Raw genomic sequence first — 12,440 nt, 5'->3', positions numbered from 1 at the left:
GGGCCACGCCGCCATGCCTGCGCGGGCATGCGCAGGCCGCCCGGCCCGCACCCTGCAAGGAGTGACACATGCGTCTTCGTCTTCCCGCCATCACCGCCACCGCCCTGCTCGCCGCCTGCGGCACGCGCCCGCCGGCGCGCCCGGAAGCGCCACCGGCCCCGCCGGCCATGGGCACCGCGCAGCTGGCCGAGGCCAACCTCGCGCCGGCATCGGCCAGCCTGGTCAGCGGCCGCGTCGCGCTGGTCCCCGAGCCCGGTGGCGTGCACATCAGCGGCGTGATCGGCGGCCTGCCGCGTGGCGGCCAGGCCGGGTTCCACGTGCACGAAAAGGGCGACTGCGGCGCGGTCGATGCCAGCAGCGCCGGCGGCCACTTCAATCCCGCGGCACAGCCGCACGGGCGTGCCGGTGGCGGTGCGCACCATGCCGGCGACATGGACAACCTGCAGGCCAATGCCGAAGGCGTCGTACACGTGGACGTACGCCTGCGCGGGGTTACCCTTGGTGGCGGCGCGGCCAACGACATCGCCGGCCGTGCCCTGGTGGTCCATGCCAACGCCGACGACTACCACAGCCAGCCGGCGGGCAACGCCGGCGCCCGGGTCGCCTGCGGCGTGATCCGCGTCACCCGCTGAATGCGGTGGTCCGGCCGATCCAGTTCACTCAAGGGAGTACGACGATGCGTTTGATCCACACCAGCCTGTTCCTTGCCAGCGCCCTGGTGCTGAGCGCCTGCAAGCAGGACGCCGAGCCGGCCGCCACGCCGGCCGATACCGCAACCCCGGCGCCGGCGCCCGCCGCCGATCCGGCCGCGCCGCCGCCGATGGCGCCCGCCGCCGCGGCCGTCGCCACCGCCGAGCTGCAGCCGACCAAGGACAGCACGGTCAAGGGCAGCATCCGCTTCACCGTGGTCGACGGCAGGCTGCACGCCAGCGGCGACATCAGCGGGCTCAAGCCGGGCAGCGAGCACGGCTTCCACATCCACGAGAAGGGCGACTGCAGTGCGCCGGACGGCAGCAGCGCCGGCGGCCACTTCAACCCGGGCAATGCCGAACACGGCAGCATCGACGCGCCGGCGCACCATGGCGGCGACATGCCCAACATCGTCGCCGACGCGCAGGGCAATGCGCATGTCGATGGCCCGGTGTCGAGCAACGTCAACGCCGGCAAGGGCGACGGCTTCGACATCATCGGCCGCGGCCTGATCGTCCATGCCGACCCGGACGACTACCACAGCCAGCCCACCGGCAACGCCGGCGCACGCCTGGCCTGCGCGGTGATCGCCAAGGCCCAGTAACGTCCCCGGCCGCACGAATGCAGAACGCCGGCGGATGCCGGCGTTCTGCGTTGCAGGCCATGGGTTGCCGGCGTCAGTGCGCCATCACCGCGCGTGCGTCCTGGCCGGCTTCGACGTGCACGTACAGCACGTCCAGCCCGTGCGCCTCCAGCACCGCGGCCATCTGCCGCTGGCGCATCAGGTACTGCTCGTAGATGCGCTGCAGGCGGTCGCAGTCGTTCTTGTCCTGCGCATAGTGCGCGCACCAGCCGGCCGGGTCGAACAGCGCCATGCGTACCTCGCTGCCGGTATAACGCAGCAGCGGCTCGGGCGCGGCGTCCAGCCACTGCTCCCGTTGCGGCGAGAACATCGCCGTCTCCAGCAGCGGCCACAATCCGGCCAGGCCCTGGTTGTCGTACTGCATGGCCATCATCGCGGCCAGGTCGTTGACGGTGAAATAGCGCGCGTGCTCGATCTGCGCGCCGAAGGCGTCCTGCGCGAGCAGGGCGGTATCAGCCTGGGCCATGCCGTTGGCCAGCAGCACGTCTTCCAGCGCATCGCGGGTCTCGGCCAGCAGCATGGCGTCGCTGCCGGTCAGCACGAACGGCAGTACCCGCAGGCCGCCACCGGTCAGCGCCGGGTCGGCCTGCAGCGGCAGCGGCACGTCGCCGGACGCATCGGCGCCGAACGCCAGCAGGCGCGGGCCCTGGTTGCGCCCGGGCGCGCGCATCTGCAGTTCCTCCAGGCGCCGGTGCACCGGCCAGCCCGGGCGCAGCACCTCGGCCGGATCGAAATGCGCCGCGGCCAGCACCAGGTCCAGCCCGCTGGCCTGCGGCACCAGCTTCTGCAGGTCGCGGCCGACCAGCGCGGCCAGTTCGCCGGCCTGGCTGGAGGGCAGCGCGGCGAGCCGCGGCTGCTGGCCACCGGCCAGCTCCAGCGCCATCACGCCCAGTGCGTTCATGTCGGGGTTGGGATTGCTCATGGTTCGCGGTTGGCCCGTCACAGGCTCGAAGCTACACTCAATGTCCATTATGCCTGCTGCCGCAGGCAGGTCCGCGCCGCCTTCCCCCACCAGCCCAGGTAACCGCATGTCCAGCGCCCGTCCCGTCGCCATTCTCGGTGGTGTCCGCATCCCGTTCTGCCGCCAGAACACCGCCTACGCGGACGTCGGCAATCTCGGCATGTCGGTGCGCACCCTCGGCGCGCTGGTCGAGCGCTTCGGCCTGCACGGGCAGCAACTGGGCGAAGTGGCGATGGGTGCGGTGATCAAGCATCCCAGCGACTGGAACCTCGGCCGCGAGGCCGCGCTGTCCTCCGGACTGTCGCCGCTGACCCCGGGCATCACCCTGCAGCGCGCCTGCGGCACCTCGCTGGACAGCATCATCACCGTGGCCAACAAGATCGCCCTGGGCCAGATCGACTCCGGCATCGGCGGCGGTTCGGACACCACCTCCGACGTGCCGATCGTCTACGGCAAGAAGCTGCGCGGGCGCCTGCTGGCCGCCAACCGCGCCAAGACCACCGGTGACAAGGTCAAGGCGCTGCTGTCCGGGTTCCGCCTGTCCGAGCTCAAGCCCGAGTTCCCCGGCGTGGCCGAGCCGCGCACCGGCAAGAGCATGGGCGACCACTGCGAGGACATGGCCAAGGAGTGGAACATCTCGCGCGATTCGCAGGACGAGTGGGCGGTGGCTTCGCACCGCAAGCTCGCCGCCGCCTACGAGCGCGGCTTCTTCAGCGACCTGATCGCCCCGTTCCGTGGGGTCGAGCGCGACAACATCCTGCGCCCGGACACCTCGCTGGAGAAACTGGCCACGCTGAAGCCGGCGTTCGACAAGACTTCCGGCCGCGGCACCCTGACCGCGGCCAACTCCACGCCGCTGACCGACGGCGCCGCCGCGGTGCTGCTGGCCAGCGAGGAATGGGCGCGCGCCCACGGCCATGAACCGCTGGCGTACCTGCGCGACGCGCAGGTGGCGGCGGTGGATTTCGTGCATGGCGAGGGCCTGCTGATGGCGCCGACCATCGCCGTGCCGGAGATGCTCCGCCGCAATGGCCTGACCCTGCAGGACTTCGACATCTACGAAATCCACGAGGCCTTCGCCGCGCAGGTGCTGTGCACGCTGCGTGCGTGGGAGAGCGAGGACTACTGCCGCAACCGCCTGGGCCTGGACGCGCCGCTGGGCCGCATCGACCCGGAGAAGATCAATCCGCTGGGTTCGTCGCTGGCCACCGGCCACCCGTTCGCCGCCACCGGCGCGCGCATCGTCGCCACCGTGTCCAAGGAGCTGGCCGAACGCGGCGGCGGCCGCGCGCTGGTGTCGATCTGCACCGCCGGCGGCATGGGCGTGGTGGCGATCATCGAGCGCTGATCCGCCGCCGGCGCTCCACGGCGACGCGGCCGAAGCGCTGCTCGCCCGGGAAGCCCCCGTGCCGCGCTGGCGACCGCTCCGGTTTCCGCGCGCTGCGTGCCGCGGCCATGGCCTGTACCAATCCGTTCCACGCCGGCCGCCACGGCCGGCCGATGGCGTTGTCGTCGCCCGGGTGCGCCGGGAGCCAGGCAACTCCCGGGCAGCGGGGCGCCGCCAGTCCAGCGCGTGACCGGCGGTGGCGGCCATGCGCGCCTCGCCGGGGACGCACCAGCGTGTCCGGCCGCCCCGCCGCGCGCCGCTGATCCGCGCCCACTGCCAGGTTCCCTGACCGACTGCTATCGTCGGCGCTTCGGCGGAGACCAGGGACGGGACATGAAACGCATCACGATGGGGCTGGGCGTGCTGTTGGCGGCGCTGGCCGCGCCGGCGGCGGCGATGACGTTCATGACGGTGGACTATGTCTGCCCGATTGGTGGCGAGCGCTTCAGCGCCAGCACCATGGGCTCGGGCACCTCGTTCGGCCATTTCCTGGATGGGCGCGCGCATGGCGCCATCCAGTCGCCGTGGCCGCTGGTGGAGTGCCCGGGCAACGGCTTCCTGCTGTTCCGCGAGGCCTTCGACAAGACCGAGCTTGAGGCGCTGGGCGCCTACGTGCAGAGCGCCGACTACCAGCGCCTGCGCGGCACGGAAACCAGTTACTGGCGGCTGGCGCAGCTGCTGCGGGTGATCGGTGCGCCGGCCGCCGAGCAGGCCGGTGCGCTGCAGCGGGCGAGCTGGCAGGCCTCACCGGCGCAGTACCCGCGCTACGTGGCCGCCGCGTCGGCCGCGTTCGCCCGGCAATGCCCGGATGGCCAGGCCGCGCGCGATGGCCAGTGGCTGTACTGCCAGATGCTGCTGGGCGAATGGGAGCGGCGCTTGTCACGGTTCGAACCGGCGCGGGCGCGCTTCAACGGCCTGCTGCCGCAGGTGCAAGCCCTGGTGACCGGGCCGGACCGCGAGCGGGTGGCCAGGCAGTTCGCCGCCGAGATTGCGCAACAGCTGCAGCTCATCGACGCCGGCGACAGCCGGTCGACGATGGCGGTGGATGCCAATGCGCCGGCGGCTGCCGCGGCCGGCCCGGCGCCCTGCTCCGTGGAAGACGCGGCCTCGGCGGCCGATGCTTCCGCAGCGTCGGTGGAAATGGCGGCCGCAACCACTGCGGATGTGGCGGCGATGGCGGCCGCCGCGGCCGCCGAAGCGGCCCGCGAGGCCGATGCCGATGCGCGCGCCGGGGAAGGCGATCGCTGAGCGTTCGGGCGGGGCGTGCCTGCGCCCTGATCCATCATGGAGAGAGGAGATATGCCTGAAACGAACGCGTTCAATCCGTACGCGGCACCGCAAAGCGCGGTGCTGCCGCCAGCACTGGAGCGCAGCGGCGGCACGGAAGACTGCTGGCGTGACGGACCCGACCTGCTGGCGCGGCCGCAGGCCGACCTGCCACGCTACTGCGTCAAATGCGGCGAGCCGGCCGTGGATTACCGCAAGCGCAGCTTCTACTGGCATTCGCCCTGGCTGTACCTGCTGATCCTGCTGCAGATGATCATTTACCTGATCGTCGCGTTGATCGTGCGCAGGCAGGGCCAGCACCAGGTCGGGCTGTGCGCCGCGCACCAGCGCCAGCGCCGGCATTTCATGCTGATGGCCTGGCTGTCGCCGCTGCCGCTGATCGCCGGCTTCGTGCCGGAAACCGGCACCACGGTGCTGCTGGGCAGCCTGGCGTTCTTCGTGATGCTGTTCTGGGGCCTGATCGGAATGCGCCTCCTCAAGCCGCGGCGGATCACCCGCGAGCTGGCGGTCTATGGCGGCGTCTCGCCGCGGCTGCTGGCACGGCTGCCGCGCTACCCGTACCGGCGCGACTGAACGCGCCCGTCGCGGCCGCTCAGGGCGTGTCCGCCGCCGGCGAGTGGTCGAGCAGGAACTGGCTGATCTGCCGCCGCAGCGGCAGGTCATCGGTGGTGCGGGCGAAGCCATCGGCCTGGAGCGCGTGGTCGCGCGCCGCATCCGCTTGGTCTAGGTTGGAATGGCGTTCGGCCAGCGCCAGGCAGATCGAGGCGGCGTAGCCGGCGGCCCCGGCGGCGGTGGCCAGCGGCAGCGCGCGCAGGTACAGGGCGATGGCCAGGCGGTCATCGCCGGTGAAATCGCCCAGGGTTTCCCACAGGAACGGATGGTCGCGGCCGGCGGCGGCCAGCGATTCGCAGTAACCGCGCAGTTCGGCGTAGGCGAGTTCGGCGGCGTCGGTCGCGCCGGACTGGCCGGCGTCGATGATGCGGTCGGTCAGTTCCACGACGCGGGCGTGGATATCGGCAGGAATGTTCATTGCAACCGGGCGGCGCGGGGCGGGCGGCGGATTCTACCCGTGTCAGTCCGGCAGCCGCGGGAAGCCGTGCGCGTCGCGGGCCTCGGCCACGGCCTGGTCCTGGATCCGCTGGCGCAGGTCGCGCCGCTGCAGCGGCTGCGCCGCGCGGCCGTGGCGGTGGTGCACCGCATTGAGCAGGCACTGCCGCGCCAGCACGTCATCGCCGGCGGCGGCGAAGCCTTCGCCCAGTTCCTCCCAGGCGTCGGCGCCGGCGCCCTGGGCGATGGCGCGGTGCAGGAACTCCTCGGCCTGGGTCCATTGCCCCTGGCCGCGCGCCAGCCGCCCCAGGGTCAGCAGCAGCGCCGGGCTCGCCGCATGCGACTGCAGCCAGCGTTGCGCACTGGCGCGGCGCGAGTCGAGTTTTTCCACCGGCAGTTCGCCGTAGAGCAGGATCAGGCCGTCGTCCCAGTGGTTGTCCAGGGCCTGTTCGATGCTGTGCAGGGCGGTGTCGTTCCAGTTCAGCGCCACCGCACGCCGGGCGTAGCGCGCCACCGCCTCGGGGGTGGCGCGCAGCGCCTTGGGCAGCACTTCCCAGCGGGCGGCCAGTGCGTTGACGTTGTCGGCTTCGTCGAGCATCTGCAGGGCCAGGCGGGTTTCCAGCGCGGCCAGCGCGTCGGCGGGCAGCGCCTGCTGCTGGCGTAGCGCGCCAAGCTGGCCGTAGGCCTCCTCGGCACGGCCGGCGCGCGCCAGCGCATCGGTGCGCAGCCACAGCCCGCGCGGCGGCAGCGGCTGGATCGCCGCCAGGTCCAGCGCTTCGATGGCCTGCTGCGGGTTGTCGCGCTGCAGCCAGCGCTCGGCGCTGTGCAGCGCGTGCAGGGTGGCGTCCTGCACGCCCAACTGCTGCAGGTACTGGCCGGCGCTGGCGCTGTCGCCGCGCGCCTCGGCCGCGCGCATCGCCGCCGCCAGCGCGACCGCGCGCACTTCCTTCTCGCTGGCGGCGCTGGCCAGCAGCTTCTCGGCGCGCTGCCACTGACCGCCGTCCAGCGCCTGCAGGCCGTCGATCAGGCGTGCGCGTCCCTGCCGGCGGCGGTAGCGCGCCCAGCTGCGGAACGGCGCACTGAGCAGCGTCCACAGCAGCCACAGCAGCAGGCCGGCGATCAGCAGCGCCAGCAGCGCCTGCGGCAGCGTGGCGATGTAATCGTTGCCGCCGGCGCGCACGATCACTTCGCCGATCCCGCGTACCGATTCCTGCCCCAGCCATTGCGCGCCGAGGATGCCGATGGCGGCCACCAGCAGCAGGACCAACAACGAACGGAATGCATTCATGGCGCCACCTTCCCCTCGCGCATGGCGCGCAGTTGTTGCAGGGTGCTGCCCAGTTCGGGCAGCGCGATGCGCAGGTCGATGCCGCGCAGTTCGGCCAGTGCGTGGCGCTGGCTGCGCCGTTGCGGTGAATCCGGCCACAGCCGCAGCAGCCAGCCGTCAACCCGCTGCAGCGCCAGCTGCCAGCCCTGGGTGTCGCCGCGTTCCAGCGCCGCGCGCGCCAGGCTCAGTTCGATCTGCAGTGCGTCGGTGGCGGCCACACGCTCGGAGCGTGCCATCAGTACCTGCGGGTCGGCCGGGCGGATCTGCACCAGCGGCGAGAGCATCTGCTGCCACCATGCGGGTTCGGCGTCGGCCACCTCCGCGCTCTGCTCCGGCAGCGCGTCCAGGGCCGTGGTCCACTGCGCGAGCTGGCCGGCGGCGCGCACCCGCACGCCCGGGCCGAGCGCATCGACCGCAGCGCGTTCCTGCACCAGTGCCTGGCGCAGGTTCAGGTAGCCCGGGCTGTCCATGCTTTCCAGCATGCCGGCGGCCAGCGCATACAGGCGGCGGGCGCCGTCCAGGTCGCCGGCGTACACCAGCCGCTGCTGCGCCTGGCTGAGCAGCAGTTCGGCGTCCTCGCGGCGCGCGGCCTGCGCGCCCTGGTGCGAATGGTCGGCCAGGCGTGCCACGTTCTCCTCCAGCAGCGCGTTGCGCTGGCCCAGGCCGAGCACTTCGTCGCGCAGGACGCGGTTGGTGGCGGCCACGTCCTGCAGGGCGCGCGCATTGGCGCGCTGGTCGCGGCGCAGTGCGTCCACCATCTGCTGCAGCGCCTCCACCTGCTGGCCGGCGGCGGCCCGTGCGTGCGCGGCCGCGCGCTGGCCGGCCTGCCAGCTGCGCCAGCCGAACCCGGCGGCCGCGGCCAGCGCGAGCAACAGCAGGAGGGCGATGATCCAGCGCGCCAGCCGGCGCCGCGAAGAAGGTGAGGAATCGTCGTTCATGGGGGTACGGCATCCTTGGCAGGCCGCCCGGCGGGCAGCGGCGGTGCGCTTCAAGCATCACCCGCGATGCAGCGCGGCTGCAAGCCGCGCAGGCGTTCAGGGCGCGCCGGGCGGGAACAGGGCGTCGCGCGCGGCGGCGGCGAGCTGGCCCGGCAGCGGGCCCGCGGCCACGCCTGCATGGGCGAAACCGAGCGTCGTCGCCAGCGCCGCCAGCCGCGCGCTGGCGGCGACCAGCGGCTGTTCCTGCCAGCGGCGGCGCAGGCCCGGCGGCACCTGCGGCAGCACCCGTTCCAGCGCCTCACCGCTGCTGACCACCAGCACCGCGGGGGCATCGAGCGCCTGCAGGCGCGCCCACTGCGCGGCCGGGACCTGCAGCGGTACGCGTTCGTACACATCCACGCGCAGCAGCTGCGCGCCGCGTGCCTGCACCTGCGCGGCGATCACGCCGCGGCCGCCGGGGGCGGTGACCAGCGCCACCCGCTTGCCATCCAGGTCGGCCATGGCCGGCAGCGCCAGCAGGCCTTCGCTGTCCATGCGCGTGGGTGCCGCCACGACGCCGGCGCCATGGCGGCGCAGCGCGCGGGCGGTGCCCTGGCCGACCGCGACCAGGCTGCCGGCCTTCAATTGCCCCAGCGGCAGCAACCGCGCCGCGGCCGCGGCCGCCGCCGGGCTGGTGAACACCAGCCGGTCGCAGGCCTGCGCCTGCCGCAGCTGGTCGCGGGTGCTGGCGTCGTGGCGCGGCTGCAGCCGCCACGGCGACACCGCCACGGTGCGTGCGCCGTGGCGCGCGGCGGCGCGGCGCAGCCCATCGTGCTGCCCGGAAGGACGCAGGGAGATCAGGTACCAGGCCGTGTCGGCCGGCACATAGGCGCGGCTGTTCATTCCATGCATTATGCGGGCGCTTTCCGTTTCCCGTTCCCGCACGCCCCATGCCCGATACCCCCGACCGCGACGCCCTGCTGCTCCGCCTGCAGGCCACCCTCGATGCAATGCCGCCGGTCGCGGCCATGGGCATCCGCATCGCCGGCTATGCCGATGGCACCCTGCGCCTGCGCGCGCCGCTGGCCGCCAACGTCAACGACAAGGGCAACGCCTTCGGCGGCAGCCTGGCCTCGGTGATGACCCTGGCCGGCTGGGCGCTGGTGAGCCTGCGCCTGTCGCAGGCCGGCCACGACGCCGAGGTGTACGTGGCCGACAGCAGCATCCGCTACCGCGCGCCGGTGTACGCCGACCTGGACGCCAGTGCATGCGCGGCCCCGGACCAGGACTGGGACGGCTTCCTGGCCCTGTTCGGCAAGCGCGGCCGGGCGCGCATCACGGTCTGCGCGCAGGTCGAGGACGGCGCGGCCGCGCTGGAGGGGCGCTTCGTGGCCCTGGCCAAAGGGTAGGATGGGCCGGTCCCGGGGAGGTGCCATGCAACGACGACTGATCCTGACCGCCATCGCCGCGCTGCTGGGCATGGCCGTGACCGCCCAGGCCGCCGGCCCCGGCCGCAGCCAGCGCAACAAGCTCACCCAGACCCAGGAAGCCTATGTCGCGGCGGTGCGCTGGAGCGATTTCGAAGGCGCCGAGCGGTTCATCGACCCGGCCTACTGGCAGGCGCACCCGCTGACCGACCTGCAGCGCGAGCGTTACCGCCAGGTGCAGGTCTCCAATTACCGGGAGCGCTCCACCAGCGTGGCAGCGGACGGCGCCATCGAGCGCCGGGTGGAGATGGGCGTGATCAACCGCAACACCCTGGCCGAACGCACGCTGATGGTCACCGAGCGCTGGCGCTGGGACCCGGAAGCCAAGCGCTGGTGGCAGGTCCAGGGGCTGCCGGACCTGTGGCAGGGCCAATAGGGGCTGGCCGTCCGGCGGCCGGCTTGTGCGACAATCGCCGCCCGCTTGTCTACCCGTGACCCGAGTGAATTACGAAGAGCTGCTGGCCTTCGCTGGCCGAAACCCGATGCTGTCGCTGGCCTTCGCCGGCCTGACCATCGCCATCATCGTCACCGAGATCGCACGGCTGTTCCGCGGCTTCAAATCGATCAAGCCGGCCGAACTGACCCGCCTGATCAACGCCGGCAACGCGGTGGTCATTGATCTGTCGGCGGGCAGCGACTTCGAAAAGGGCCACATCACCGGCAGCCGCAACGTGCAGCCGGCCCAGCTGACCCCCGCGCACAAGCTGCTGGCCGCGGCCAGGCAGTCGCCGGTGGTGCTGGTGTGCCGCACCGGCAATGCCTCGTCCAATGCCGCCAAGGTGCTGAAGAAGGCCGGTTTCGAGCAGGTGTTCGTGCTCGACGGCGGCCTGCCTGCCTGGCAGGCGGCGGACCTGCCGCTGGTCAAGGGCCGCGGCTGAGCCTTCATTTGAGGTTAAGCCCTTGTATGGGGGCCGCAGCGCCCCCATCGCAGGTCTGGTAACAATCCCATTCAACGAACGAACCGTTCTGGAGTCCTAGAGAAATGTCCGAAGAGCACAACAACGCCGTCGCCGCCGAAGCCAACAACGGCCCGGCGTTCACCGTCGAGAAGATCTACGTCAAGGACGTTTCCTTCGAATCCCCGAATTCGCCGACCATCTTCAACGAGAACGTGCAGCCGGACCTGCAGCTGAACCTGAACCAGAAGGTGCAGCGCCTGTCCGAGAACGCCTTCGAGGTGGTGCTGGGCGTGACCCTGACCTGCAAGGCCGGCGACAAGACCGCCTACGTGGCCGAAGTGGAGCAGGCCGGCGTGTTCGGCCTGATCGGCCTGGAGCCGCAGGCGATCGACGTGCTGCTCGGCACCCAGTGCCCGAACATCCTGTTCCCGTACGTGCGCTCGATGGTGTCGGACCTGATCCAGGCCGGCGGCTTCCCGCCGTTCTACCTGCAGCCGATCAACTTCGAAGGCCTGTACGCCGAAACCCTGCGCCAGCGCCAGCAGCAGGCCGACGGCGCGTCGCTGGCCGACTCCGAGCCGGCCGGCAACGCCTGACCGGCGCCCATCCCTGCGGATGAGTACCAACGACGCGGAAAAGATCGCCGTCCTCGGCGCGGGCTCCTGGGGCACCGCGCTGGCCAGCCTGCTGGCACGGCATGGTCACCCGACCGTGCTGTGGGGACGCGACGCGAACGTGGTCGAGGCGATCGACCGTCGTCACGAGAATCCCCGGTACCTGCCGGGGATTCCGCTGCCTGATTCCCTGCGTGCCAGCACTGACCTGGCCGGTACCGTCGCCGGTGCCCGCTGGATCCTGGTGGTGGTGCCGTCGCACGCCTTCGGCGAAACCGTGCGCGCGCTGGCGCCGCTGCTGCCCGCCGGTGCCGGCGTGGCCTGGGCGACCAAGGGCTTCGAGCCCGGTTCCGGCCGTTTCCTGCACGAGGTCGCGCGCGAGGTGCTGGGCCCGGACGTGCCGCTGGCGGTGGTCACCGGCCCGTCCTTCGCCAAGGAAGTGACCCTGGGCCTGCCCACGGCGATCACCGTCCATGGCGACGATGCCGGGTTCACCCAGCAGGTGGCCGATGCCATGCACGGCCCGGCATTCCGCGCCTACACCGGCGAGGACATGGTCGGCGCCGAACTGGGCGGGGCCATGAAGAACGTGCTGGCGGTGGCCACCGGCGTGGCCGACGGCATGCAGCTGGGCCTGAATGCCCGCGCCGGCCTGATCACCCGTGGCCTGAACGAGATGCTGCGGCTGGCCGCGGCCATCGGCGGCAAGCCCGAGACCCTGATGGGCCTGGCCGGGCTGGGCGACCTGGTGCTGACCAGCACCGGCGACCTGTCGCGCAACCGGCGGCTGGGACTGGCGCTGGGCCGCGGGCAGAGCCTGGCCGAGGCGGTGAAGGAGATCGGCCAGGTGGTCGAGTCGGTGCAGACCGCCGACGAGGTCATGCGCCAGGCCGGCCGCCACGGCATCGACCTGCCGATTTCCAAGGCGGTGCAGTCGGTGCTGCACGGCGAACTGAGTCCTTCCGAGGGCCTCAAGCAGCTGCTGGCACGCGAACAGAAGCCGGAGTACCCAGAAACGCTGTTCAAGTAGTATTCGGCGAAGATGAGACAAAAAGCCCGGCGATGCCGGGCTTTTTGTTGCCCTGCACCGGACGGTCCGCTGGCCCGGCGGCGGCCGCGGGCCGCGTTGCCGTGGGCCTCGCCGGGTTGGCGCGCTGGCTGGCGCGGGCGCAAAAGAAAGA

Annotated in this window: 15 protein-coding genes; 10 read left to right on the top strand and 5 right to left on the bottom strand. The window is 72.0% G+C overall.

From position 1 onward, the window contains the following. Positions 1-68: 68 nt before the first annotated feature. Together MKP15_RS14315 and MKP15_RS14310 are read left to right on the top strand one after the other, a co-directional pair. Positions 69-632 (top strand): superoxide dismutase family protein, encoded by a 564-nt coding sequence (locus MKP15_RS14315; protein ID WP_240213170.1) that lies wholly within the window; start codon positions 69-71, stop codon positions 630-632. A gap of 44 nt (positions 633-676) precedes the next feature. Then, positions 677-1,294 carry a superoxide dismutase family protein gene (locus MKP15_RS14310; protein WP_161614873.1) on the top strand — a complete coding sequence of 206 codons (618 nt, stop codon included), beginning with the start codon at positions 677-679 and terminating at the stop codon, positions 1,292-1,294. Positions 1,295-1,367: 73 nt separating this feature from the next. Here the strand turns inward: MKP15_RS14310 and MKP15_RS14305 are convergent, their stop codons facing one another. Next, a complete protein-coding gene (locus MKP15_RS14305) occupies positions 1,368-2,255 on the bottom strand; it encodes a hypothetical protein (protein WP_240213169.1) in 888 nt (295 codons plus the stop codon). A 106-nt stretch (positions 2,256-2,361) separates the two neighbouring features. On the opposite strand from MKP15_RS14305, the gene MKP15_RS14300 reads away from it, so the two are divergent. From MKP15_RS14300 to MKP15_RS14290, 3 genes are all read left to right on the top strand, one after another. Further along, positions 2,362-3,642 carry an acetyl-CoA C-acetyltransferase gene (locus MKP15_RS14300; protein WP_161614875.1) on the top strand — a complete coding sequence of 427 codons (1,281 nt, stop codon included), beginning with the start codon at positions 2,362-2,364 and terminating at the stop codon, positions 3,640-3,642. Positions 3,643-4,014: 372 nt separating this feature from the next. Further along, positions 4,015-4,929 (top strand): hypothetical protein, encoded by a 915-nt coding sequence (locus tag MKP15_RS14295; protein WP_240213168.1) that lies wholly within the window; start codon positions 4,015-4,017, stop codon positions 4,927-4,929. Positions 4,930-4,980: 51 nt separating this feature from the next. Then, entirely contained in the window at positions 4,981-5,541 is a 561-nt protein-coding gene (locus tag MKP15_RS14290) for a hypothetical protein (RefSeq protein ID WP_240213167.1), read from the top strand. Positions 5,542-5,560: 19 nt separating this feature from the next. Here MKP15_RS14290 and MKP15_RS14285 read toward each other — a convergent pair whose 3' ends face one another. The 4 genes from MKP15_RS14285 to MKP15_RS14270 form a co-directional block, all read right to left on the bottom strand. Further along, on the bottom strand, positions 5,561-5,998 hold the full coding sequence (locus MKP15_RS14285; RefSeq protein WP_240213166.1) for a hypothetical protein: 438 nt from the start codon (positions 5,996-5,998) through the stop codon (positions 5,561-5,563). A 42-nt stretch (positions 5,999-6,040) separates the two neighbouring features. Continuing rightward, positions 6,041-7,303, bottom strand: coding sequence for a heme biosynthesis HemY N-terminal domain-containing protein (locus tag MKP15_RS14280; protein ID WP_345778733.1), 1,263 nt, complete (start codon positions 7,301-7,303; stop codon positions 6,041-6,043). Then, positions 7,300-8,280, bottom strand: a complete 981-nt coding sequence (locus MKP15_RS14275; RefSeq protein WP_240213165.1) for a uroporphyrinogen-III C-methyltransferase — start codon at positions 8,278-8,280, stop codon at positions 7,300-7,302. The genes MKP15_RS14280 and MKP15_RS14275 overlap by 4 nt, the downstream gene beginning before the upstream one ends. Positions 8,281-8,376: 96 nt before the next feature. Next, positions 8,377-9,162: a uroporphyrinogen-III synthase gene (locus MKP15_RS14270; RefSeq protein WP_240213164.1), complete on the bottom strand. Its 786-nt coding sequence runs from the start codon at positions 9,160-9,162 to the stop codon at positions 8,377-8,379. Positions 9,163-9,209: 47 nt separating this feature from the next. On the opposite strand from MKP15_RS14270, the gene MKP15_RS14265 reads away from it, so the two are divergent. The 5 genes from MKP15_RS14265 (at position 9,210) to MKP15_RS14245 (ending at position 12,289) form a co-directional block, all read left to right on the top strand. Continuing rightward, positions 9,210-9,668: a YiiD C-terminal domain-containing protein gene (locus MKP15_RS14265; protein WP_240213163.1), complete on the top strand. Its 459-nt coding sequence runs from the start codon at positions 9,210-9,212 to the stop codon at positions 9,666-9,668. A gap of 25 nt (positions 9,669-9,693) precedes the next feature. Next, positions 9,694-10,122: a hypothetical protein gene (locus MKP15_RS14260; protein WP_104937699.1), complete on the top strand. Its 429-nt coding sequence runs from the start codon at positions 9,694-9,696 to the stop codon at positions 10,120-10,122. A 64-nt stretch (positions 10,123-10,186) separates the two neighbouring features. Continuing rightward, on the top strand, positions 10,187-10,624 hold the full coding sequence (locus tag MKP15_RS14255) for a rhodanese-like domain-containing protein (RefSeq protein WP_104937700.1): 438 nt from the start codon (positions 10,187-10,189) through the stop codon (positions 10,622-10,624). A 104-nt stretch (positions 10,625-10,728) separates the two neighbouring features. After that, positions 10,729-11,241, top strand: a complete 513-nt coding sequence (gene secB, locus MKP15_RS14250) for a protein-export chaperone SecB (protein WP_104937701.1) — start codon at positions 10,729-10,731, stop codon at positions 11,239-11,241. A 19-nt stretch (positions 11,242-11,260) separates the two neighbouring features. After that, entirely contained in the window at positions 11,261-12,289 is a 1,029-nt protein-coding gene (locus MKP15_RS14245; protein ID WP_104937702.1) for an NAD(P)H-dependent glycerol-3-phosphate dehydrogenase, read from the top strand. The last annotated feature ends 151 nt before the right edge of the window (positions 12,290-12,440 follow it).

It is taken from the genome of Stenotrophomonas sp. Y6, assembly GCF_022436665.1.
Taxonomy (GTDB): domain Bacteria; phylum Pseudomonadota; class Gammaproteobacteria; order Xanthomonadales; family Xanthomonadaceae; genus Stenotrophomonas; species Stenotrophomonas acidaminiphila_A.
The sequence above is the reverse complement of the archived record's forward strand: the minus strand, read 5'-3'. Positions and strand labels throughout refer to the sequence as shown.